This window comes from Psychrobacter sp. H25 (assembly GCF_059076335.1).
The window spans coordinates 1,768,011-1,790,999 of record NZ_JCACRV010000001.1 but is presented as its reverse complement, the minus strand read 5'-3'; the positions used below and the strand labels follow the sequence as shown (position 1 = coordinate 1,790,999).

General features: G+C 42.7%; 18 protein-coding genes. 9 read left to right on the top strand and 9 right to left on the bottom strand.

The window, feature by feature from the left end:
- Window positions 1-223 precede the first annotated feature (223 nt).
- Complete coding sequence (locus AC5JPO_RS07180) at window positions 224-1,093, bottom strand: DsbC family protein (protein ID WP_493853664.1); 870 nt, start codon at window positions 1,091-1,093, stop codon at window positions 224-226.
- Window positions 1,094-1,494: 401 nt separating this feature from the next.
- On the opposite strand from AC5JPO_RS07180, the gene AC5JPO_RS07175 reads away from it, so the two are divergent.
- A complete protein-coding gene (locus tag AC5JPO_RS07175; protein ID WP_493853663.1) occupies window positions 1,495-2,427 on the top strand; it encodes a DUF808 domain-containing protein in 933 nt (310 codons plus the stop codon).
- A gap of 166 nt (window positions 2,428-2,593) precedes the next feature.
- Here AC5JPO_RS07175 and AC5JPO_RS07170 read toward each other — a convergent pair whose 3' ends face one another.
- Both AC5JPO_RS07170 and AC5JPO_RS07165 read right to left on the bottom strand, forming a co-directional pair.
- A complete protein-coding gene (locus tag AC5JPO_RS07170; protein WP_493853662.1) occupies window positions 2,594-6,742 on the bottom strand; it encodes an Rne/Rng family ribonuclease in 4,149 nt (1,382 codons plus the stop codon).
- A 495-nt stretch (window positions 6,743-7,237) separates the two neighbouring features.
- Complete coding sequence (locus AC5JPO_RS07165; RefSeq protein ID WP_493853661.1) at window positions 7,238-7,447, bottom strand: hypothetical protein; 210 nt, start codon at window positions 7,445-7,447, stop codon at window positions 7,238-7,240.
- Window positions 7,448-7,920: 473 nt separating this feature from the next.
- On the opposite strand from AC5JPO_RS07165, the gene AC5JPO_RS07160 reads away from it, so the two are divergent.
- Window positions 7,921-8,931 carry an RluA family pseudouridine synthase gene (locus tag AC5JPO_RS07160; protein ID WP_493853660.1) on the top strand — a complete coding sequence of 337 codons (1,011 nt, stop codon included), beginning with the start codon at window positions 7,921-7,923 and terminating at the stop codon, window positions 8,929-8,931.
- Between the two features lie 135 nt (window positions 8,932-9,066).
- Complete coding sequence (locus tag AC5JPO_RS07155; RefSeq protein ID WP_493853659.1) at window positions 9,067-9,780, top strand: HAD-IA family hydrolase; 714 nt, start codon at window positions 9,067-9,069, stop codon at window positions 9,778-9,780.
- 79 nt (window positions 9,781-9,859) lie between these two features.
- Here AC5JPO_RS07155 and yihA read toward each other — a convergent pair whose 3' ends face one another.
- The gene (gene yihA, locus AC5JPO_RS07150) at window positions 9,860-10,612 is read right to left on the bottom strand and encodes a ribosome biogenesis GTP-binding protein YihA/YsxC (protein ID WP_493853658.1); all 753 of its coding nucleotides are present in this window, start codon (window positions 10,610-10,612) and stop codon (window positions 9,860-9,862) included.
- A 391-nt stretch (window positions 10,613-11,003) separates the two neighbouring features.
- Between yihA and AC5JPO_RS07145 the strand changes: the two genes are divergently transcribed.
- From AC5JPO_RS07145 to AC5JPO_RS07130, 4 genes are all read left to right on the top strand, one after another.
- Window positions 11,004-11,348 (top strand): c-type cytochrome, encoded by a 345-nt coding sequence (locus AC5JPO_RS07145; RefSeq protein WP_319051136.1) that lies wholly within the window; start codon window positions 11,004-11,006, stop codon window positions 11,346-11,348.
- Between the two features lie 320 nt (window positions 11,349-11,668).
- Window positions 11,669-12,337, top strand: coding sequence for a c-type cytochrome (locus AC5JPO_RS07140; protein ID WP_319051135.1), 669 nt, complete (start codon window positions 11,669-11,671; stop codon window positions 12,335-12,337).
- A 338-nt stretch (window positions 12,338-12,675) separates the two neighbouring features.
- Window positions 12,676-13,809 carry a hypothetical protein gene (locus AC5JPO_RS07135; RefSeq protein WP_493853657.1) on the top strand — a complete coding sequence of 378 codons (1,134 nt, stop codon included), beginning with the start codon at window positions 12,676-12,678 and terminating at the stop codon, window positions 13,807-13,809.
- A complete protein-coding gene (locus tag AC5JPO_RS07130; RefSeq protein ID WP_493853656.1) occupies window positions 13,797-14,168 on the top strand; it encodes an RnfH family protein in 372 nt (123 codons plus the stop codon). Before AC5JPO_RS07135 ends, AC5JPO_RS07130 begins: the two co-directional genes overlap by 13 nt.
- Before the next feature lie 52 nt (window positions 14,169-14,220).
- Here AC5JPO_RS07130 and AC5JPO_RS07125 read toward each other — a convergent pair whose 3' ends face one another.
- Window positions 14,221-14,640, bottom strand: a complete 420-nt coding sequence (locus AC5JPO_RS07125; RefSeq protein ID WP_319051132.1) for an outer membrane protein assembly factor BamE — start codon at window positions 14,638-14,640, stop codon at window positions 14,221-14,223.
- Between the two features lie 325 nt (window positions 14,641-14,965).
- Here AC5JPO_RS07125 and fur point away from each other — a divergent pair, with 325 nt between their 5' ends.
- Window positions 14,966-15,400, top strand: a complete 435-nt coding sequence (gene fur / locus AC5JPO_RS07120; protein ID WP_319051131.1) for a ferric iron uptake transcriptional regulator — start codon at window positions 14,966-14,968, stop codon at window positions 15,398-15,400.
- Window positions 15,401-15,521: 121 nt separating this feature from the next.
- On the opposite strand, the gene AC5JPO_RS07115 is transcribed toward fur, so the two are convergent.
- Window positions 15,522-16,643, bottom strand: a complete 1,122-nt coding sequence (locus tag AC5JPO_RS07115; RefSeq protein ID WP_443525337.1) for a PilT/PilU family type 4a pilus ATPase — start codon at window positions 16,641-16,643, stop codon at window positions 15,522-15,524.
- A 119-nt stretch (window positions 16,644-16,762) separates the two neighbouring features.
- Window positions 16,763-17,818 (bottom strand): type IV pilus twitching motility protein PilT, encoded by a 1,056-nt coding sequence (locus AC5JPO_RS07110; RefSeq protein WP_443525339.1) that lies wholly within the window; start codon window positions 17,816-17,818, stop codon window positions 16,763-16,765.
- Between the two features lie 363 nt (window positions 17,819-18,181).
- Between AC5JPO_RS07110 and AC5JPO_RS07105 the strand changes: the two genes are divergently transcribed.
- A complete protein-coding gene (locus AC5JPO_RS07105; RefSeq protein WP_493853655.1) occupies window positions 18,182-18,919 on the top strand; it encodes a YggS family pyridoxal phosphate-dependent enzyme in 738 nt (245 codons plus the stop codon).
- Between the two features lie 213 nt (window positions 18,920-19,132).
- Here the strand turns inward: AC5JPO_RS07105 and paeA are convergent, their stop codons facing one another.
- Entirely contained in the window at window positions 19,133-20,407 is a 1,275-nt protein-coding gene (gene paeA / locus AC5JPO_RS07100) for a polyamine export protein PaeA (RefSeq protein ID WP_493853654.1), read from the bottom strand.
- 191 nt (window positions 20,408-20,598) lie between these two features.
- Window positions 20,599-22,290: an NAD+ synthase gene (locus tag AC5JPO_RS07095; protein WP_493853653.1), complete on the bottom strand. Its 1,692-nt coding sequence runs from the start codon at window positions 22,288-22,290 to the stop codon at window positions 20,599-20,601.
- Window positions 22,291-22,989 lie beyond the last annotated feature (699 nt).

Genomic DNA, 22,989 nt, shown 5'->3' with positions numbered 1-22,989 from the left:
GGTACTAAACCGACAGTCTGTGCGCATTTTCTATGGCGGCCTCGCATATATACTTCATCATAGTTGAATAAAAAATGCTCAGATAAAAGGGTATTGCTGATGTTGCATCGTGCTTTATCGTATCATACCGACAAGCAGTTGTGACGTCTATACAATGTCGCCAAGGTCATATCGTCTACTGTTGATAAAACGATAATAGCAGTGAATTTTGTCAGAAAAATCATCAGTTAGCACCGACGGCTTGTGCCAATTGTGCCGCAGGTAGGTAGCCGCCCACTTGCTGTCCTGTCTCAGTAAAGATAGCTGGGGTGCCACGTACGCCAAGCCTTGACCCTAATGCCATATGTTCCTGTACTGGATTTGCGCAGTTGGGGGCTTGCACATTGGCACCCATTTTTGCCTGGTTCATAGCGGCGTTGCGGTCTTGACTACACCAAACTGCTTCCATTTTTGGTACCGACTCTTGGCTACGTGGCCATGCCAAGTAACGTACTTCAATACCGCGGGCATTGATATCATCCATCTCTTCGTGCAATTTACGACAGTAACCACAGTCTGCATCAGTAAAGGCATAGATAACAGCGGTGGTCGCTCCTTTTGCTGGATAGATAATCATCTCTTTTTTATCCACTGCTTTTAGCGCTTCTTGTGCGGTATTGGCGACCAAGGCAGCACTAATATCAACGGGTGCAGCATCACCAACGGCGACGATTTGTCCTTGGATAATATGCTTGCCGGATTTATCAGTAAAGAAAGACGGTAGCCCTTCAGCCGTCACCCAATAGATACCATCCATATCTGTCGGTACTGCTGAAACGATATTTTCTTCGATACCAGATGCTTTTAAATTTGCCTGTAATGCTTTGACAACGGTAGGGTCATTGTCAGCTGATGTTGCACCAGTTGATACTTTCCCAGAAGCAGCTTGAGCTTGTGTAGCACCGACCACGCTAGTATTGCTGGTTGCGTCCGCTGAATTATTGGAGCAGCCAGCAGCAACACCTACCAGTAAGGCACCCATCACAACACGAGAGAGGATAGTACGAGAAAAACGATGATACGTAGTGGTCTTTTTGCTAATAGGTGATGGCATACGGGTTTCCTATAGGCATCGCGCCTAATGATGAGTTCGTTATGTAACAACACTATATATAAAAATACTGTGAACGTGCATCTATAGTGGTGTGTCTTAATAGTATTTTAAAGGTCTAATTTTATAGAGGTTTTTATGACTTGTTGATGGTAAAGGGTAGGTGGTTAGTTTCTCTATATTACCATAATTGTAGACAATGACAGCGGCAGTACATCAGCCAATTAGTGCAAACAATACTAACTTTAAAGAATGGTTGCTAACGTGAGCTAAAAAAATAAGATACATTTGTACTATTTAATATATATGCCTGCCCTTGTAATCTACAGCTAATAGCATCGTTTTTATAATAATTTATATCATTTAACGATTTATCTTTAACAAATTTGCTTTAAGGAGCACGCATGGCAGGTGCCAGTTTATTAACCTTACTCGACGACATCAGCATCTTAATGGATGATGTAGGCGTCATGACCAAAATTGCCGCCAAAAAAACCGCAGGCTTAGTTGGTGATGATTTGGCACTCAACGCCGAGCAGGTCACAGGGGTTAAGCCAAGTCGCGAGCTTCCTGTTATTTGGGCAGTTGCCAAGGGCTCGGCCGTCAATAAGGTGATTTTAGTACCAGCGGCGCTCTTGATCAGCTATTTTATACCATGGTTGATTACCCCGCTATTGATGATTGGCGGGTTGTATCTGAGTTATGAAGGGGCTGAAAAAATTATTCATAAGTTTTGGCCAAAATTATTGCCTCATGATGAAGAACAAAACGCCCGCTTAAAAGCTAACGCAGATGACAATATAGACTTGGTTGCGTTTGAAAAAGACAAAATCAAAGGCGCGATACGCACCGATTTTATTTTGTCGGCTGAGATTATTGTTATCTCTTTAGGCGCGGTCACAGCTGCTGGCGGCGATATCGTTCAAAAAGGTATCGTGCTCTCGATAGTAGCTGCTGTGGTGACCGTCGGTATTTATGGCTTAGTTGCAGGTATTGTCAAGATTGATGATGCAGGTTTACATCTTATTGAGAACTCACAAGCAGGTGATAGCAAACGCAAGTTTGGTGAATTTATGCTTGCAGCAGCACCGAAGCTAATGAAGTTTTTATCAATAGCGGGCACGATTGCAATGTTCTTAGTGGGTGGCGGTATTATTGTTCACGGTATTGGCTTTTTACATCATAGCGTAGAAGATATTGCTCATCTTACTGGGGTGTTTGAAGGAGTGACCGCGTCATTATTGAATGGACTGGTCGGACTAATCGTTGGTGTTATCGTAGTAGCCATTGTGACGACTATTAGTAAAATGCGTGGCGGCGATGCTACTGCGCATTAACTCAGTCATTGCCCCGTTAGCTATGTATTAGATTAAAGAAGTTAAGTTGAAAGCAAGCTAAGATCATTAAACTAAGATCATCACGTCAAAAACATAAAAAGCCCCGATACTTATAAGTATCGGGGCTTTTGCTTTTACATCTATATGATTTTTATATTACCGTGCTTTAGCTATCATCACTATTATCATCAGCTTCTGCTTTTTCTACTTGCGTCGGCTTTTTATGCTCAGACTTAGGCTTACGACTGCGTGCTTTTGGTACTTTTGGCGTAGTCAGGTTAAACATGCCTGTTTGCGGCAGCAATTGCTCAGCCACATTCTCGATCATGTTTTTATAGCTGGCAATAGTCGTCTTAGATTTGGCTGCCTGACTATCGTCTTTACTCGCTTCTTTAGTAGACTCTTCTGCTTTATCGTCGGTAACTTGCTCAACTTCAGCTTCTACATTTTCAGTCGCTGATTGAGCGTGCTCGACTTCTAGCAAGTGCTCACTATCAGTGCTGACATCATCCGTCTGTGTCTGATTGGCGAGGGCGGTCGCTTCAACGTCATGCGCGTTCACTTCAGCAGTATCTTGCTTGGTATCTACTAACGGCTCTTCATTTTCTGAAGTTAGCTTGTTAGGAACGCTTAAGACTACGGACTCCTGAGTAGATTCTTGATAGTCAGGATGCTGACCACGCGGATCATTGCTAGCACGTTTACTAATAGTACGTGGCTCTACGTCCGTCTTGCCTTGAGCTGCTGCAAATTGACTGACGGCTTGCGTCATCGCTTCAAAGCGCGTCAAATAGTCGGCTGCTAATGGCTGATAACCATAGTTACTAAAGTCAAAGCTCTGACTGGCTACGTTACTATTGCTGGCAATGATTTTATCTTCAGCAGCATTGCCAGTAGCTTTTGCTTGCTCAGCATGCAAGGCAACCGTTGCGATAAAGCAGTTGATAACGCCATCTTCTGCTAAGCGAGCTGGCGCGTCTGGCAGCGTTGTACGTATAAACTCACCAACTGTACCGCGTATTGCAGGAGCACTTACCACAGCAGAATTTGCTACTTGAGGTATTGGCGCAGCTTGGGCTTGCTTGCTCTGTACGACTCGTGGATCGTTACTGGCTTGACCAAACTTCTCAGCAGTCACGTAACGTGCACCAAACAATGCCTCATGTGTCAGCTCAAGTGCTGAGTTACTCACGCTACTTGTGCTTGCATTATTACTGTCAGACTGAGTTTTTTGAGCTTCATTGCCCTTACTCGTACTTTCAGCAGTATTGGTCTCCTGCTGTTTTGGAGTCTCTACCGTTTCTTTCGCATCAGCAATGACCGGTGTTGGCGCTTCCGATTTGCTTTTGATGTTACTTGTAGGAGTTGATGGTGCTTCTACAGGTGCTTTTCTTTCTTTAGCAACTGGCTCATGTACAGGTATCTCGTTCTGTACCTCAGCTTTGGTAGCATCACCCTTATCATTATTAACTTTACGCTCTGACGTTTCTACCGTGCTTTGCTTATCTTCACTTCGCTTATCCGCCTTTTGAGCCGTGGTATTTTGCTTTTCAGCGTTTTGCTCACTGCCACTAGGTTGGCTAGCAGAAGGCTGTTGAACAGCGCTTTTTTCAGTACGCTCGTCTTTCACCGTGCTGTTTTTTTGGCTATGCCTATCGTTAGGTTGAGGCTTTGCCTGTGCAGACTTGCTGTCATCTAAAGACAAGTGCACGACTTCTGACGCTTTTAACGTAGTGGGTGCTTCGTTGACCTGTAGCACGACTTCGTTAGGATCTTGACTACGGCCTGTACCAGAGTGGTTTTTGCTATTGGAGGCATCGCTGTTCTTAGCGTTTTGCTGCTTGCTTTGCTCAATATTGTCAGCCGTTAGCGTCTCACCGCGCTCCAGCTTCCCACGTGAGCCACGTTGGCTATGTGATTTACGCTTAGCACGAGTCTGCTCATCAGGCTTTTGGCTGGTTTCGTTCTCAGTCTTGTCAGCTTTGTTCTGCTCATTCGTGCTGCGATTGCTGTCTTGACGATTGTTGCGATTGTTGTTACGTCTGCTATCTTGCTGACGCTTTTCTGGCTGATTTTGGTCTTGACTGTCAGACGATTTACTATCAGCGCTATTGTCCGTATTACTGACGTTATTAGTACTCTCGTCAGCTGTCTCTTTTCTTTGACGCGGTTTAGAAGATCTAGACTTACGGGTCTTACGTCTTCTTCTGTCCTCGTTATTGTTTTCATCAGTATCACTGTCGTTGTTGCGGCGAGCTTGCTGACGGTTGCTATTACTGTCTGACGATTGACTATCATCATTTTGACTATTACTTCGTTGAGTTGGTTGCGCACTATTTGTGCCAGCACTATTCAACGCATTACTATCAACTTGACCGAATGAGCCTAGGCTTTGAGCCCCAGTGTTTACTAACGCTTCGATAGCTTCAGCGGCATCACGACTGCTAACACTAGGCGTTGTGGTCGCTTGCGGTGCCTGAGCAAATAGGTTGGATAACCAAGCAACGGCTTGTGGCTGAGCAGTCGTTTCGATATTTTGAGCTTGCGGTGGCACTGGTACCGAATTACTTTGGGTTTTGCTATCTTCCGGTGCAGACACAGTATCATTGGTATTTTTATGATTACGGCGATCATTGCTATGATTTACCGTCTCATTTTGCGTTTGTGACGCTTTGTTCTGCTGCGTGTTTGGTCGGTTTGGTTTGTTGCTGTCATTTGGCGTTTTGCGTGGCTGGCGAGTAGGTTGCTGCTCAGGACGTTCTTTTTCTGCAGTTTGCCAGTCGACATTGTAGCCAAGATCGCTGTGCTCTTGTTCTTGAGCGTCAGTGATACGCTCATAGCTCGATGGTGCAAAACCATCACGGTTGAAGTGTAGCTTGAAGTTTGGTGATTCTAGATGAGCATGTGGCAAAATCGTGATACGCGTCCCACTGTCTTGCTCCAGATAAACCAAGCTGTCGCGTTTTTCATTTAACAAGAATGCTGCGATGTCTGTGGGCACTTCTGCTTGTACTTCACCTTGACGTTCTTTAAGCGCAATTTGCTCGATTTGACGCATGATAGAGAGCGACAATGAACGCAGGTCACGAATCATACCATTGCCGTGGCAACGCGGGCAGATATAGCCCGTTGACTCTTCTAGTGAAGGACGTAGACGCTGACGGCTCATTTCCATCAGACCAAATTTAGAGATATCACCGAATTGTACGCGCGCACGATCGTATTTGGTGGCGTCGATCAGACGTTTTTCCACTTCTTTTTGATGCTTGTTGTCATTCATGTCAATAAAATCAATAACGATCAAACCACCCATATCACGTAAGCGAAGCTGACGAGCAATTTCATCAGCGGCTTCTAGGTTGGTGTGATAAGCGGTCTCAGCGACGTCTGAACCTTTAGTTGACTTGGCTGAGTTGATATCAATAGACACCAGGGCTTCTGTTTGGTCGATAACAATTGAGCCACCTGAAGGCAGACGCACTTCACGCTGATAGGCAGTTTCGATTTGTTTTTCGATATTGAAGCGCGAAAACATCGGCTCATAATCAGTATACTTGCGTAGCTTCTCGGCTTGCTTTGGCATCACCGCATCGATAAAGCCCGCCGCTTCAATGTAAGCGTTTTCGTTATCGATCCAAATCTCAGCGATATCATCACGTAGATAGTCACGCACAGCACGAGTGACTACACCCGCTTCTTGGTGAACCAAGCGCGGTGATGGGTATTTTTGGTTTTGTTCTTGGATAGCTTGCCAAATATTGAGCAAGTGATTTAAATCATGCTGTAAATCTTCTTGAGTTTTACCAATACCTGCCGTACGAATGATGACACTCATGCCTTTTGGCAAATCAAGATTGCTCAGCATGCGCTTCATGTCTTCACGCAGTTTGCCTGAGATCTGACGTGAGATACCGCCGCCACGTGGGTTGTTTGGCATGAGTACCAGATAGCGACCAGCTAATGAGACATACGTCGATAGGGCAGCGCCTTTATTGCCGCGCTCTTCTTTTTCGACTTGAACGATAAGCTCGTCGCCTTCTTTGATCAGCTTTTTGATGTTTTCGTCACGTGGGTTGCCGCTTAGGTATTCAGCAGAGATTTCACGAATTGGCAAGAAACCCTGACGCTGTGAGCCATATTCAACAAACACAGCTTCGAGTGATGGCTCGACACGAGTCACGTGACCTTTATAGATATTAGATTTTTTTTGCTCGCGGGTACGGTTTTCTAAGTCAAAATCGTACAAGTGGTTGCCTTTACATAAGGCGACACGAATCTCTTCGTTTTGGGTGGCGTTGATCAAAATGCGTTTCATATTTATATCCTATATGAGTACGCATAACAACGATAAGACAGTCTTTAGAACATAGTGGCAAGTGTGGCTAATATTACATTAGCATTTACAGATATCAATTAACGGTAAAACGTAAATCGTGGGTCTAATAAAGCACAATGGCTTATTCAATGGCTTTTTTTACCTGAAGTGGTTAGGGATACTCATGTCAATGTAAATAATATAGGGTGTAAGGCTATGGTATCTGTATATTGCCATCAGTAAACTTGGTATATATAGCGAATTCATCAAGCCTGGTTAAAGTCAGTACATTTTATTGGTCGTGATTTTGGCGCACGTTGTAAGCGTAGGCGATGGTCAGTTGCAGTGTTCAAAAGTACTCATATTAAAAAGGCGTGCTGATGTTGCCATTTATCCATCAAAGTCTAACAATGATATCGCGATCGTGGTGGCTATTATATATAGTTCGTCAGTCAGCGATTATCTATTCAGGTGAAGCGATTGGTTACTCTTTGTTTATCGTTCTTTGTGTGTCGTTAATAATATCTTGGGTGTCTCAAGGTTAGGGGTTGCGGCTGTGGTTATCAGCGGGGCGTACTTGGCAAACAGAGTAATGAGCCAGCTCATCAGCATGGTATTGGATTTACATTTTGTCGTCATCTGTTTGACCACCAATACTTCGGCAGCTATCGAGTTACTTTTCGATCCTAACGCTAGACTACTCATACTTGCTCAACTACGCTGTCATAAAGGACCATCAGATAAATAATCATTAAATAATAAATAGTTATCAAGTAAAGTCGTTGTCATGCAGTTAGTGAGTCAATGTGGTGTCGTCATCCGTTGATAAATAGATTTGTTGTCATATTTACGAACGCGATGGTGTTTAGTGTCACTATTTGTTTTATGGTATCGAATAACATTCAATACAGTGTTTTTAATTTATGGAGCGATATTTGGTAAGTAATACCTTTAAGTAAATAATGCGCCCTAAATCAGATCAAACGTCTAATATCAGCAAGGTAAATAGCATAGACCTCTTTACTAGCAATCAGTAAACACTGGAAAGTAATAAAACGGTGACCAGCTATCTGAAACAACAATGATTATTGTCGTAGTCTCTGCTTAATTGTCGCTCAACATGCTAAACTATAACAAATCTTTGTGTAAACACCTAACTAAAAATGACAAACTCAAAAATGACTGACGACGCTCCTACCCATGAAGCCCCTGCTATTTTTAATAGCAAAACACGCCCGCAAAGCGCTGACGATGAGATTAGTAACTTTGGTAAGGTAAACTACCTTGAAGTGACACGCCATCAACATGATCAGCGTTTGGATAACTTTTTGTTGAATCGCTTAAAGGGTTTGCCAAAACCGCACATCTATAAAATGATTCGCTCAGATGAAGTGCGCGTCAATAATAAGCGTTGCAAAGCCCACGATAGAGTACAACGTGAAGACGTCGTGCGTATCGCTCCTGTGGAGCTGGCGACACGCGAAAAACCAATCATCAGCACTGAGTTTGCTAAGAGCTTGCTGGCACGTGTGGTCTATGAAGACGAAGGGCTGATCGTACTTAATAAGCCCTCTGGTATTGCTGTGCATGGCGGTAGTGGTTTGGACTTTGGGGTGATCGAAGCCATGCGTGAAGTGACTGGTAAAAAATACCTAGAGCTGATACATCGCATCGACAAAGATACCTCAGGGCTATTGATGATCTCTAAAAAACGCTCAACGCTAAAAGTGTTGCAGCAGCATTTGGTCGATAAGACCATTCAAAAGCATTATTTATGCCTAGCGAAAGGGCAACCTGCACTTAATGAGCAGCGTATTGATGCGCCATTGCTACGTTATACGCTAGCCAGTGGTGAACGCCGAGTCAAAGTAGACAGCCAAGATATGCAGGCAAAAGAAAGCCAGACTGATATTATTGTCCATGATCGTTTTGTGATGGCAGGTCAGCCAGTAAGCGTCATCGAAGCCAAGCCAATGACGGGACGTACACATCAGATTCGCGTGCATTTGGCGCATATTGGTCATGCTATCTTGGGCGATGACAAATACAATGTCCATGATAAATCAGGTGTGCATCGCCTATGTCTACATGCGTGGCGCCTAGATATCCCAGGCTATAAGACTATCACCGCGCCACTGCCAGACGATATGGCAGATTGGCTACCAGAGACCACGCAGTTGCCTGAGTAAATTTAAGAAAATTACTGCGGCTTGATCTATTAGGCCATTGCTAGAACACCAAAACGTCACGAACTCTTATTTTTATGAATAAGCCGCCGTGACGTTTTCGTATCTCCTATTACTGTTATTCGTTAAGGTAAATTCATGACTGCACCAATGACAACCAAAACTACACATCTTGCCAAAAATACTCAGTCCGCAAACGAGCATCATCTCTCTGATAAGACACTGATTATTTTTGATTGGGATGGCACATTGATGGATTCAATCGGCTTAATCGTTGATTCTATGCATGTGGCGGGAGAGGCGCACGGGTTTGAAACCACTGATAAAGCGGTTAAAGACATCATTGGCTTGAGTTTGATGAATGGTATAGAGATTTTATATCCTCAGGCAAACGAGTCGCAAATGCTTGCCATTCAGCAAACCTATGCAGAGTACTATATTGCCAACAGTCATGCGACGCCGCTATTTGATCCAATAGAAAATATGTTGCAGACTTTGCAGCAGCAGAATAAAAAGCTTGCGGTCGCAACAGGTAAAAAAAGAAAAGGGCTAGATCGTGTGTTAGATGCCTCAAAGAGTCACCATTATTTTGTGATGACGCGCTGTGCTGATGAATCCGGCTCAAAACCTAATCCGCAGATGTTGACCGATATCTTGGAATATACACAGCAAGAGATCGCTAAAGCGGTGTTTATCGGTGACAGTATCTACGATATTCAGATGGCAACGGCATTGGGTATGACCAGTATAGCGGTCAACTATGGTACGGCAACGAGTGCGGAGCTCGCCGCACAAAATCCTACTTATCAGGTTGATACTCCGCAGGCATTGGCCGAGCTGTTGTGTGCTTAAATAATAGTCTTGTGAAGTTATATAAAAAAGGGTTTATCGTTATTATCGATAAACCCTTTTCAACTCAAAACTAGCGTATTTATTTTTCTTCTTGAGTGCCTTCTTTTTCAATGGCTTCTTCTAGTTCAGCACCTTCTAATAACGCAAAAGAAGACTCAATGATTTTATCGGCATCGAGCTGATACTCATACCAGTTGCCCATGACACCCGCCAGCTCATCAAGACCTTCTTTTCTCAGCGCCGAGAATAACTGAATAGTACAGTTTAAGCCTAGTTTTTTGAGTCTTTTACGCGTATTGAGTAGGGCGTTTTTGGAAGCGCCGTATTTCAGCTTATCTGCTTTCGTCAATAGAATGTGTACCGGCAGCTCGCCATCTTTTGCCCAATGCAGCATCTGTTCATCAAAAAACTTAAGGGGGTGACGAATATCTGTCATCAGCACCAATCCTGCCAGGCTTGATCGTGATACCAAATACTCTTCTAGCTCAACCTGCCATTCTTTTTTCATCTCAAGTGGTACAGCGGCATAGCCATAACCTGGCAAATCGACCAATCGTCTGTCAGTGTCGCCGATACTAAAAAAGTTAATCATTTGCGTACGTCCAGGTGTTTTAGACGAACGAGCCAGTTGACGCTGATTGGTCAAAGCGTTGATGGCCGAGGATTTACCAGCGTTCGAGCGACCTGCAAAGGCGACCTCTAAGCCCATATCAGGCGGACAAAGCTTAAAAGTAGGCGCTGATGTCATAAATTCAGTTTGTTGAATTTTTTGACGAGACTTGGTGTTGAACAGCGCATGTTCGGCTGCAACATCTGTAAACGGGGTATTCATAAATGGCTCATTAATCTTAAAAATTGGATACGGTGATAAAACGTTAGTTTTTGGATATTAAATTGGTACTGAAATGCAGGTAATGTATGAAAGCTATTTGCTCTCAATAAATTCAATCTAAATCACTAGTTATACACTATAAAAGTTGCGACTTTATATTGGCAGCTATTCTATACCATTACCTGTCTTACTTATTGAAATAACTGCGATTAGCATCATATAAATAGTAGAATAACATTAAAGTTAATGGTTCATAAGACAAGTTGATGGCGTTAACAAAGCCACATCCAATTTGGCTATGTTTACATGACATATATTGTTACAATGTTTAGTGAAAGACGTTTAATAGAACGATTGATGAGACACGTGAAATATCACGAGGAGGTGCTCCATGTTTTCAATCAATAAACTTCTTAGTAAAGGTCATGCGGCTATGACCGCTAGTGGTGCTGCATTCTTTTTGAGCATTGCCATAATTAGCAGTGCAAGTGCGGCTGACGTTACTAACATAGCCACCACCTATGATAACTCATGTGCAGCCTGCCATGATAGTGGCGCATTAAATGCTATTAAAAAAGGCGATAGTACCAAGTGGCAGCAGCTCATCGAACAAAAAAGCATGCCGACGCTTATTCAGTCTGTTAAAGGTGGTATGACGCAGATGCCAGCAGGTGGTCTCTGTGACACCTGTAGTGATGATGACTATCGAAAACTCATCGAGTATATGAGTCAGTAGTCAGCTTATAAATTAAGCCCAAGTATATGAAACAAAGCGCTGGTCTTGTGGCCTTGATGCGCTTTTTGTTTTTGTGTGGTGCTTTGGGCTGTATCAGTTAGAAAACTGATGAATACTATGATTAAGTAGGCAAATGATACAAAGTCTTGCTATAATAATCGAAAATAAACCCTGATATTAGTAAGTACTTTTCAGACTGCTTGTGTCCGATACCTCAAAATATGCGCCATGCTCATTGTTAAAGAGACGGCTATATCGGGTATCCCATCCATACAACCATTCTAGATAATGCTTACGCCGAGCTAGTAGGATTTGTATCAATGAAAAAGTTAATCGCTGCTGCCAGCTTATGCGTTGCAAGTTTCAGCGTACAAGCTGCTATTGTTGTTCCTGAGCATGATATCGAAGCAGGTCAGAAAATTGCAGAAACCGTTTGTGCTGCGTGTCATGGTCTTAATGGTGTCAGTGTTGTTCCTGCACAGCCAAACCTTGGTGGTCAAAACGTAAAGTATCTATACAAACAGTTGGTCAACTTTAAAGCAGGCTATCGCAAAAACGGTATCATGCAGTCTCAGGTGGCAAACTTGTCTCAGCAAGATCTGGCTGACGTGGCAGGTTATTATGCTACCCAAGCGCCTTGGGGTGTCGGTTACGGTAACCCTGCAACCAACCAAGAAGCAACCAAGTTGTTTTTGGGCGGTGATAAGTCACGCGGTGTCATTGGCTGTGCCGGTTGTCATGGACCAGATGCCGCAGGTAACACTTGGGCTGCGTTTCCAAAGCTAGGCGGACAGCATGCTGAGTATATTGCGACTCAGCTAAAACTATTCCGTGCTGCGGGACGTGTTGATGATATCGATAGCGATGACCAAAAACGAGTCAATGATGCTGCCAAAGAAGGTGAGATGGGTATGATGCAAACGGTTGCATCGAAGCTATCAGATCGTGACATTCGTATTTTGTCAGACTACGTGAGTGCTATTCATTAATTGGCTCGCATTGATGCATACTAGTAACAGCCACTTGTGGATAAAATGGCTAAGTACTGCATTTTGTATCTACTATGCCTGAACTATTAAACCCCGTTTTCGGGGTTTTTTTATAACTGTTTGTCTCTTATATCAGACAAGCAATAAAAGCTTAACTCCTTTACAGATGCCTATCATTGGTCTGTATAATTACAAATTATCATTATTCACTTTATATCAAACCCAAAAGCATGATTAGCCTTATCAAATTCGCTTAGTCTACAATGCGTAGTCCTTATAGCGACTTCTTCTGCTACTCAAGTTTTTGTCGATGATATCAGATCGTTTGGATTGAGATTATGATGACCCGTTATGCCTCTTATTTTATCGCGGCACTGTTACCGTTACTCCTGTTTCGTTGGTTTGCACCAACATCAATTGGTGAGATTGATTTTTGGCTATTATGGCTGCTAGCAATGGTAGTCGTTGCATTGCCAGTGGTTTATGCTGAGATTGCATTGGCCTACCGCAGTGTAGAGGGGCCGCTAGCTGGTATGCAAAAGCTGACTCGTGAAGCTGATGCAAGCCCAATATGGCGAAGCTTTGGTTGGCTTGCGGCATTGGTCTCTATTGTGATCGCAGCATTGATCATATCAGGTGCCAGCACTGGTATATTAGGCGCGCTTACTGAGCTAAATAGTGTACCCAATATACCAAGCTTTGCTGTTGCTGCTGGGTTGATGGTTATTGCTGTCTTACTAAGTTTATTAGGCGTGGCACCATTACACATTGGACTAGGACTGATGGTAGTCGGGCTGGTACTGGGTGTCGCAAATGGTGTGCCAAATGCTGGTTTTGCTATGACGGATATCAGCTTGGCGGAGTGGGCGCGCGCAGTGGCACTTGCATTGGTCAGTGTCGGTGCAGGTACAGGGCTATACTGGTTCGCTCAGAATTTGGTTAGCAAACAAACAGTCACAGCAGTAGAAACCAGCGATCGGCAAGCACAAAGTAGAGCTGCCGCTCGTCATTACCGTGCAACGAAATTGGTATTACCGATTTGGATATTACAGTTAATGGTGGGTGTCGTAGCCTTGTTTATCAGTGGTATGTCATTACCTCCGATTGGCCAGCTATCATATTGGGTCGGGGTACTGTTCGTGGCAAGCTACCTATTACATTACAGCACACAGCAATTAACGCATAAATTTGGACTGTTAGTCAGCTTAATAATGACTTTTGCTTTAGCGTTGCTATTGGTAGTTGCCATTCCAACCCAATGGTTGGTAGGTATCTTAGTGATAGTTAGTAGTATCGCTGTATTATTATTATCGATATTTGCAGGTTGGCAGATGAAAATCAGTCATCTACGTAAGTCATTGAACTTTAGCAGTGAAGCGTTCTATAACTTGTGGCGCATAGCAATACGTCTGGTGGTGCCATTAGCATTACTGCTAGCACTGATAGGTTGGGTGATGCAGTGGCTGAGCTAACGGGGAATACCAATAGTAATAGTACGCTGCAATCTGTTGAGTCCAAGCTAACGACGGTATATCTGGCGTATGCTGAAAATGAGCAGCGTCAGCATTACTTGGCATTAAAAGTCATATCTGGAACCAGTCTATACGACGCACTGAATCAAGCAGGATGGTTAGAGAAGTTTGCAGAATTAGCAGAGTGGTGTGAGCAAGTCAAAGATGTGGCTACGCCAACGGCTAAACGTTGGCATGTAGGTATCTATGCACAAAAACAGCCGCTCAGTTACGTATTACAGCCTTTTGACCGTATTGAGGTGTATCGCAGTTTGAGCGCTGATCCAATGTCTCAGCGCAAAAATAAATCTCGCGGATAAATGATTGGCAGTTAGAACTTATAGCTTTAGTTAAATCGCATAATCTTACTGACTATGATGCTGGTAAGCTCTCGATACCTTCGATACGCGTGACCAAGCCATTGTCATCGAAGTAAACCACTAAGTGCTGGCTGGCATTTTTGACATCAGCAATACCTTTGCGGCTACCTTCTGTGCCTGCTTTATAATCGTAGATATAATCCCAGCGCTTAGGCTCAAGGGTATCTCGGATCGCAGGGCTACCAAGAATATAGAGCACTTGGTTTTGGTTCATGCCTACTTTTAGTTTTTGTGCTTGTACTTGAGTAATCGCTGTGCCTTGTGGCAAATCAATCTTATAAACACTCAATAATGAGCAGCCAGACATAGCGACAGTAGCGCTAAGCATGCTGGTCATGACAATTTTGCGTAATACACTGGCATGGCTCAACGGACGAAAATTTAATGTCTTTATCATGGTAAGATGACTCATAAGAAATGAATTAGGCGCGGCCAACGTTAGATGATGCAAGTCTGACCGACAATCTTGGACAAATGATACGTCATTTACTTGCAATTGCCTACCACTTACGACATTATTTACCAAACACTACCTGAGCGATTTTATTATTTATATTTTAAATTCATGCGCTTGCATGGTGTCATCGAAAAAACAATAAGCAAGAGATTCGCCTCAGTAGCGCTGTTTTTATAATATTAAAATCACTTATATTCAAAAAAAATAATCATTAACGATTATTCGTCTCCTATTTTTTAGTTTTTAATTTGCTAAGACTGTCACAGTCAGAAGGGATATTATGGCTTCTTTTACCAATCAAGATTTACGCAGAGCAGGATTAAAGGTCACGCTACCGCGCATCAAAATTCTAGAACTATTAGAGAGTGCAGAACTGCATCATATGAGTGCAGAAGAAGTATATAAAGCGCTGATCGAACAAGGTGAAGATGTTGGTCTGGCAACAGTTTATCGTGTGCTGACTCAGTTTGAGCAAGCAGGTATTGTTGAGCGTCATAACTTCGAAAACAATCTGTCAGTGTTTGAAATCACCCAAGAAGAGCATCATGATCATCTGGTTTGTGATGTTTGTGGCAAGATTATCGAATTCCACAATGAGGTGATCGAGGAAGAGCAGCTCAAAGTAGCAGAGACGCACGGCTTCAAGCTATCAGGTCACTCGCTGGTGTTATATGGTATCTGTGCCGACCAAGCTTGCAGAGACAGTGCAAAGTAAGGGCTTTATGGTTTCATAATCTTTTGGCTCGTTATCAGCATATTTATATCAAAAAGCCCTCGTATCAGTAACGGGGGCTTTTTTAGTTATTTCACTATCATACTATGGCAAAATTGACTGTCTAACTGACATCTAACGACAGGCTATCAGCACCTTCATCTAAATTGGCCTTACCATTTTTGCTGCTAAGTTTGATTTTGAGGCGCAAGTCATTAGGAGAGTCAGCATGGAGAATGGCTTCTTTATAAGTAATCTCCCCTTGTTCATACAAGTCAAATAATGCCTGATCAAAGGTTTGCATACCGCTGTCTCTTGAGCGCGTCATGACATCTTTGATCTCGTGTACCTCACCTTTACGAATATAGTCACTGATCAGCTGAGAGTTCAATAAGATTTCAATAGCCGCGCGGCGTCCTCTGCCGTCAGGGGTTGGAATGAGTTGCTGAGCGATAATGGCTTGTAGGTTCAAGGATAAGTCCATAAAGAGCTGATTATGGCGACTGGTTTCAAAGAAATGAATGATACGGTCAATGGCCTGATTGGCATTGTTGGCATGCAAGGTGGCAAACACTAAATGTCCTGTCTCTGCATATTGAATCGCATAGCTCATGACCTCACGGTTACGAATCTCACCGATCAAGATAACATCTGGTGCTTGGCGTAGCGTGTTCTTTAGACCAGCTTCAAAGGAGTGGGTATCAATACCGACTTCACGCTGAGTAATGATACAGCCACGATGTTTGTGCACAAACTCGATAGGGTCTTCAATCGTAATAATATGGCCATGCGAGTGCTGATTGCGATGTCCTATCATCGCTGCAAGGGTAGTGGATTTACCTGTACCCGTCGCGCCTACCAGTAAGATGATACCGCGCTTTTTCATGGATAGCTCTTTGAGCGCTGGTGGTAGGCGTAGCTCTTCGACCGTAGGAATTTTATTTTCAATTTTCCGTAGAATCATTCCTGCCATATCGCGCTGTATAAATGCACTGACTCGAAATCGTGCTTGCTGTGCTTCATCAGTGATCGCAAATTGACACTCGTTCGTTTCTTTAAATTCTTGTTGTTGGCTTGGTGTCATTACTCCTTTAACCAATGTCATTGTTTGATCAGCACTTAAAGGGGTTTTGCCCACAGGCAAAATTTTTCCATTTACTTTCATGGAAGGTGCTACATCAGCAGTAATAAAAAGGTCAGAACCATTTTTATTAATCATTAATTGCAATAATTTATCAATGTCCATATCGTACCTGCATTTGATGTAAGTAGATTAAATATTATTTGAAGTTATATTTTAAAAACTATAAACAAAAACCAATAAAACCTAGCCAGTATTACTCCTTTTGTTTGGCTTAAATTGTATTATAAAAATGCCTCAGGTTGCTTAGCATAAGGACGAGCCACATCTTTACTAATTGTGCCTTTGCCTACCAAATTCTTTAGGGTTTGATCGAGCGTGATCATACCTTCACCTGCACCCGTTTGAATGGCAGAATACATCTGAGCAATTTTGTTTTCGCGTATCAAGTTACGAATAGCTGGCGTCCCTAGCATGATTTCATGAGCTGCCACACGGCCACCGGCTTGACGACGCAACAGTGTCTGTGAAATCACGGCCTGCAGCGACTCCGATAGCATGGCACGAATCATATCTTTTTCAGCAGCAGGAAAAACATCAATGACACGGTCAATCGTTTTGGCAGCTGAGCTGGTGTGCAACGTACCGAACACTAAGTGACCTGTTTCTGCTGCTGTCAGTGCCAAACGGATAGTCTCAAGGTCACGTAGCTCACCGACCAAGATTACGTCTGGATCTTCTCGTAGTGCTGAACGCAATGCTGGCTCAAAACCCAATGTGTCACGGTGCACTTCACGCTGGTTGATCAGGCTTTTCTTTGACTCATGAACAAATTCAATCGGATCCTCAATCGTTAAAATATGCTCTTTACGGCTTTCATTGATATAGTCAATCATCGCTGCAAGCGTCGTTGATTTACCCGAGCCTGTTGGACCGGTTACCAATACTACGCCGCGTTTGAAGTCTGAAACACGTCTGAAAACATCTCCCATTCCCAAGTCTTCCATCGTCAAAACTTTGGATGGAATCGTACGAAAGACAGCACCAGCACCGCGGTTTTGATTAAAAGCATTTACCCGAAAACGAGCTAAATTGGGGATTTCGAAAGAAAAATCTGTTTCAAAAAACTCTTCAAAGTCAGCACGCTGCTTGTCATTCATAATGTCATAAATGAGTTGATGAACCATTTGGTGAGTCATCGCAGGCATATTGATACGGGTCATTTCACCATCGGTACGAATCATCGCAGGCATACCTGCTGAAATATGTAAATCTGATGCCTTGTGTTTTACGGTAAAACGTAGCAAATCTTCAATACTTAAAGCGTTTTTTTCAGCCATAATTCGATATTCCTATCAATCAGTCAGCGTAAGACAAAAGAGCGTGAGAGCACGTGATAAACTATAGATCAGTTGCTCTATACAAGCATGTGATATTTATGAGTCAACCGGTGCGCAGTCTTTATGACTGCTATCATATTTAGTAGCATATGTTAATGCATGTAACAATATCATAACAAGACTGTGAGTATTTAACCATCCACTCCTGAATAAAATATAAAATTAATTATTTTTAGGCTCAATTTACATATAAAAAATAAGTGATTTATTTTATTGGTGAGATTTAATTATCTTATTTATTATTCATAATAAAGATTTTCTGCACAGACTATTAAAAAACTAAAAAAAACGAGAGCCTGATATATGACAAATACGACAAAGACAAACTGCAATATTGATAATCAAATGTTGATTGATAATTGGCAGCAAGTAAAAACACAAATGACTCAAGTTTATGAACAATCAGCCGATCATGCAGACAGATCTGCCAATCATACGACCTTGCTAGCGGTTTCGAAAACCAAACCTGCTAATATGGTGGCAGCTTTAGCCAAGCAAGGACAGCGAGATTTTGGTGAAAACTACCTGCAAGAAGCTATCGAGAAAATCAATTCGCTAAAGTCACAGTCTGAAGGTGACAAGGTTGTGTGGCATTATATCGGTAGTATCCAGCGTAACAAGACGCGTGATATTGCAGAGCATTTCGATTGGGTACAGACTCTTGAGCGCGATATTATCGCTAAACGCTTGAATGATCAGCGTCCAGCTGATCTAGCGCCATTGAATGTACTGATACAACTTAATATCGATAACGAGGATAGCAAATCAGGCTGCTTACCAGAACAACTACCAGAACTGATCACAGCGATTCAAGGATACGAGCGTCTACAGTTACGCGGTTTGATGATTATCCCTGCCAAAACAGACACAAATGCCTTTGCTAGAACCAAAGCTCTGTTTGAAGAGGTCAAAATCAACTACCCAGAGTTAAAGGCTTGGGATACGCTTAGCATGGGGATGAGCGGTGATATGGCAGAGGCAATAGACAATGGCTCTACCATGGTGCGCGTCGGTACGGCTATCTTTGGGGCGCGAGACTAGGGCGTGTCCCTTAAGCTGAATAGTAAGCAGACTCAGAATGGTTTAATCGCTGTCAAGTTATTCTGAGTCGCTTGGGAATGTTTTGATACTATTGCTATTGGCTATACTTCTTCGTTTGAGCTATTGACTCGTTTTATGAAAGCTATAAAATGAGTATGCACTCTCAAAGTTTGTGTACTCGTCTGATTGAATAAAAACTTACTCATTTAGCAATTAAGTAGCCTCTTCTAACTTGGTTACTAACATTTGAGTGATTTTGAGATTATCAGTCGCAATAATCTCAAATCGATAATTGGCATACTCAATAGTATCGGTCTTTTTTGGAATTTTTCGGAGCATATACATCATAAAGCCGCTAATAGTTTCATAGTTCTCGCTGCGTGGTAAGTCAACGATATCTAAGGCGCGAATCACGTCTTCGATAGGTGTCATACCATCGATGAGCCATGAGTTATCAGTACGCTGAACGATCGGTTGCTCCTCAAGCGTCACAAGCTCACCCATCACAATACTCATCACATCCTTGAGCGTGATGACACCAACCACGAGCCCATATTCATTGACGATAACCGCAAAGTCAGCGCCAGTAGATTTGAACATCTCTAATACTTCAAACAAAGACAATGTATCAGGCACAAACAGAGCGGGTTTTAACAAGGTTTTATTGGTGACGCTAACCTCTTGCTGGTTTAGCACCAATGCCAAAAAGCTGCGTGACTCTACATAGCCGACGATATGCTCTAAATCATCATCATGACAGACCAAGAACTTGTTGTGTGGCTGTGCAATCATGATTTTTACCACCTCTTCGGTACTGGTATTGGTATCAAAATAAACGATGTTTTCGCGTGGGTTCATAACTGAGGTGACAGTACGCTCTTGCATATCAAAGATATTTTCTATGAGGTGATGTTCTTGTTTTTTTAGCACACCAGCTTCGGCACCAGCATCCATGACGGCATAGATATCTTCTGGGGTCATATCATCTTGACGTATGGTTGAGATACCCAGAAATCTAAACAAAATATTTGCAGCGCCATCAAATACCCATATGACTGGTCTTAATACAAAGATTAATAATATCATTGGGCGTACCAGTCGTACGGCTAACGTCTCAGCATTCGACATTGCCAAACGTCTAGGCATCAAATCGGCAAGTAAAGAAAACAAGCTGGTGATGAGCACAAATGATATGACTGATGCTACTGCCTCGCTACCTAATAACTGCTCAAGATAAGGGCTAATGGCTGATTCACCCACGGCACCCGCAGAGATAGCCACTGCATTTAGCACCACCTGCACGACAGTAATAAAACTACCAGGGTGCTCCTGCATTTTGAGAACATCAAAGGCACGGACGTCTCCTTCTTTTGCCATAATTTGGAGTTTTATTTTGCGTCCAGCGGCAATGGCAATCTCAGTAGCAGAAACACAGGCACTCAAGGCAAGCAGTAAAAGAAGAAACACACTAGCGGTTAGCAAACTCATGACGTACTCGAAAAAAGAAATAATCGGTGGGAGGGTATAAAAGAAAATCGTTATTTATGAAGATTGTTGATATATAGAAACCAAAAAAGCTGGGCAAGCACCCAGCTAATCGTATAATTCAGGACTGTGTAAAACCAGCTAACTAGCCCCTAGCAATTTCTACATTTTAGAAGTTGCTAGGGATGCAATATTTAGCCTTTTATTGACCATTTATTGACTAATGGATAACGACGCTCACGTCCAAAAGCCTTGTGGGTAATTTTCGTACCAATAGGAGACTGCAAGCGTTTGTATTCGCTGTTGTCTACCATCTTGATGACTTTTGCCACCATGTCAGCGTCGAAACCTTTATCGACAATTTCCTGATAGCCCATGTCTTCATCGATATATGACATTAAAATACTGTCTAATACATCATAATCAGGCAAGCTGTCTTGATCTTTTTGATCGGGACGCAGTTCAGCTGATGGCGGGCGAGTGATAACGCGCTCAGGAATGACGGGGGTGTCTTCTAAACGATTGCGATAGCTTGCCAATTTATAGACTTGTGATTTGTACACGTCTTTTAAGACATCAAATCCACCTGCCATATCACCATATAAGGTTGAGTAACCAACGGCTAACTCTGATTTGTTACCTGTCGTGATGACCAGATGACCAAACTTGTTAGACAGTGCCATCAGTACGACACCGCGAGCACGGGCTTGGATATTCTCTTCAGTAGTGTCAGCCGGTGATTTATTGAACAATGGGGCCAATGTATGACGGATACCTTCAACAGCATCGAAAATAGGACATACGGTATAAGAGACATTCAAGCGACGCGCTTGAGCCTGTGCATCTTCTAAACTGATCTGAGAGGTGTACTCATATGGCATCATGACCGCGTAGACTTTGTCAGCGCCTAGTGCATCAACAGCGATACAAAGCGTCAGTGCCGAATCGATACCACCTGATAATCCAACGATAATGCCAGAGAAGCCAGAATGATTGACATAGTCGCGCAGACCGACGACTAATGCTTGATACATCTCTGACTCGCGACTTAGTGTTAGCGGTGCTTTGGCTTGGCTGTCAAATTTGGCAGTCTTTACATCTAAAGTGGATAATAATAGTTGATTCATAAAGCGCGGTGCTTCATGGGCCACGCTACCATTTGCTTGTATGGTCATAGAACCGCCATCAAACACCAGGTCATCTTGACCGCCAACAGCGTTGACATAGACGATAGGTAGATTGTTTTCGCGGCTACGCTTGGCAAGCATGGCCTTGCGGTTGTCTTGTTTTTCGATTTCAAAAGGTGAGGCGTTTAAGCTAACAATGAGGTCAGCACCTTGTTTCTTGAGTTCGGCGATAGGTGACTTTTCCCATAGGTCTTCGCAGATGAGTAGACCTATAGTAATGCCTTTATAGTCAAACAAAACTTGGTTACGACCTTTATCAAAATAACGACGCTCATCAAACACGCCATAATTTGGCAAAATTTGCTTATGATAAAAGCCTTTTTGATGACCGTTGTGCAAGATAGCGGCAGAGTTAAACGTACCGTGATGATCGACATGCGGATAGCCGACAATCATAACGATATCGTCGATATCACTCAGGGTAGATAGGGCGCTTTTGACGCGGCCTGATAAGCTTGGTCGTAGCAATAAGTCTTGCGGAGGGTAGCCGAGCAAAGCCAGCTCTGGGAATACAATGACGTCAGCCCCTTGTTCGCGAGCTTGTAATGCAAGGGTTCGCATTTTTTCGACGTTGGTTGCGATATCACCTACCAAAAAATGTGATTGGGCTAAAGCAAACGTGACAGTATCTTGTGATTTATTGGTCTTGCTAGTTTCGTTTGAGGGGTTAGAGTTTGGGTTATCAGTGTCTTTTGACATTGTTATTGTTCCTATCGATATATTATTAAAATGTGGTGAATTTTTATTGGTTTAAAATAAGTCCTAAATACATTCAAAACTTCGCTCTAAACTATCACGCTCGAATATTGAGTGGATATAAAGAGTCTAAATCTGGCATAAGCGTTAAGACAATATGTAAAATTTTACTCGCTATGCCCGCTGTCCCGAATAGTCGCGCCATCTTAAAATTAGCGTTTATAGTAGTCTAGATGACAACGATACAAGAGGATCTGGACTCTGCCTTATCAGTTATAGTGTCTGTGCCAACGACAAAAATAAATGCGTACAAATACACTTAACTATATTGAAAAGCTTAAAATAATTGCTTTAGTATAACATCAATTGTCATGACAAATAGAACGCACCAGTGAATTCCCTCATAAGATAGCAGTTTAATAGCTGCACACAAAAGTGGTTTCAATTACACCGTTTTTACATACCAAATCCATGCATTATGCGCTAGTTATTGTGGTCATCATCTAGTAAGCTTGCATAGACAAAGTTGTAAGTAAAGATTACAACATAGCGTTATATAATTATCGTACTTTATTGCATAATAAAGTGTAACAACGGCGCTTTTCGTTATGTCCTTATGGGAGTGATAGTCTGTAAATATTTGACACTATCATTTGATTTATTAGCGTCAACGTCGTTTTTATTGATACATAAATAAGCTAC

What these genes read in the sequence shown, in the direction of transcription:
- AC5JPO_RS07180 (WP_493853664.1), bottom strand. Translation starts at nt 1,093, where the DNA reads ATGCCATCACCTATTAGCAAAAAGACCACTACGTATCATCGTTTTTCT.
- AC5JPO_RS07165 (WP_493853661.1), bottom strand. Translation starts at nt 7,447, where the DNA reads ATGAGTAGTCTAGCGTTAGGATCGAAAAGTAACTCGATAGCTGCCGAA.
- AC5JPO_RS07160 (WP_493853660.1), top strand. Translation starts at nt 7,921, where the DNA reads ATGACTGACGACGCTCCTACCCATGAAGCCCCTGCTATTTTTAATAGC.
- AC5JPO_RS07105 (WP_493853655.1), top strand. Translation starts at nt 18,182, where the DNA reads ATGACAAATACGACAAAGACAAACTGCAATATTGATAATCAAATGTTG.
- AC5JPO_RS07135 (WP_493853657.1), top strand. Translation starts at nt 12,676, where the DNA reads ATGATGACCCGTTATGCCTCTTATTTTATCGCGGCACTGTTACCGTTA.
- AC5JPO_RS07170 (WP_493853662.1), bottom strand. Translation starts at nt 6,742, where the DNA reads ATGAAACGCATTTTGATCAACGCCACCCAAAACGAAGAGATTCGTGTC.
- AC5JPO_RS07125 (WP_319051132.1), bottom strand. Translation starts at nt 14,640, where the DNA reads ATGAGTCATCTTACCATGATAAAGACATTAAATTTTCGTCCGTTGAGC.
- yihA (WP_493853658.1), bottom strand. Translation starts at nt 10,612, where the DNA reads ATGAATACCCCGTTTACAGATGTTGCAGCCGAACATGCGCTGTTCAAC.
- fur (WP_319051131.1), top strand. Translation starts at nt 14,966, where the DNA reads ATGGCTTCTTTTACCAATCAAGATTTACGCAGAGCAGGATTAAAGGTC.
- AC5JPO_RS07155 (WP_493853659.1), top strand. Translation starts at nt 9,067, where the DNA reads ATGACTGCACCAATGACAACCAAAACTACACATCTTGCCAAAAATACT.
- AC5JPO_RS07095 (WP_493853653.1), bottom strand. Translation starts at nt 22,290, where the DNA reads ATGTCAAAAGACACTGATAACCCAAACTCTAACCCCTCAAACGAAACT.
- AC5JPO_RS07140 (WP_319051135.1), top strand. Translation starts at nt 11,669, where the DNA reads ATGAAAAAGTTAATCGCTGCTGCCAGCTTATGCGTTGCAAGTTTCAGC.
- AC5JPO_RS07175 (WP_493853663.1), top strand. Translation starts at nt 1,495, where the DNA reads ATGGCAGGTGCCAGTTTATTAACCTTACTCGACGACATCAGCATCTTA.
- AC5JPO_RS07115 (WP_443525337.1), bottom strand. Translation starts at nt 16,643, where the DNA reads ATGGACATTGATAAATTATTGCAATTAATGATTAATAAAAATGGTTCT.
- AC5JPO_RS07110 (WP_443525339.1), bottom strand. Translation starts at nt 17,818, where the DNA reads ATGGCTGAAAAAAACGCTTTAAGTATTGAAGATTTGCTACGTTTTACC.
- AC5JPO_RS07145 (WP_319051136.1), top strand. Translation starts at nt 11,004, where the DNA reads ATGTTTTCAATCAATAAACTTCTTAGTAAAGGTCATGCGGCTATGACC.
- paeA (WP_493853654.1), bottom strand. Translation starts at nt 20,407, where the DNA reads ATGAGTTTGCTAACCGCTAGTGTGTTTCTTCTTTTACTGCTTGCCTTG.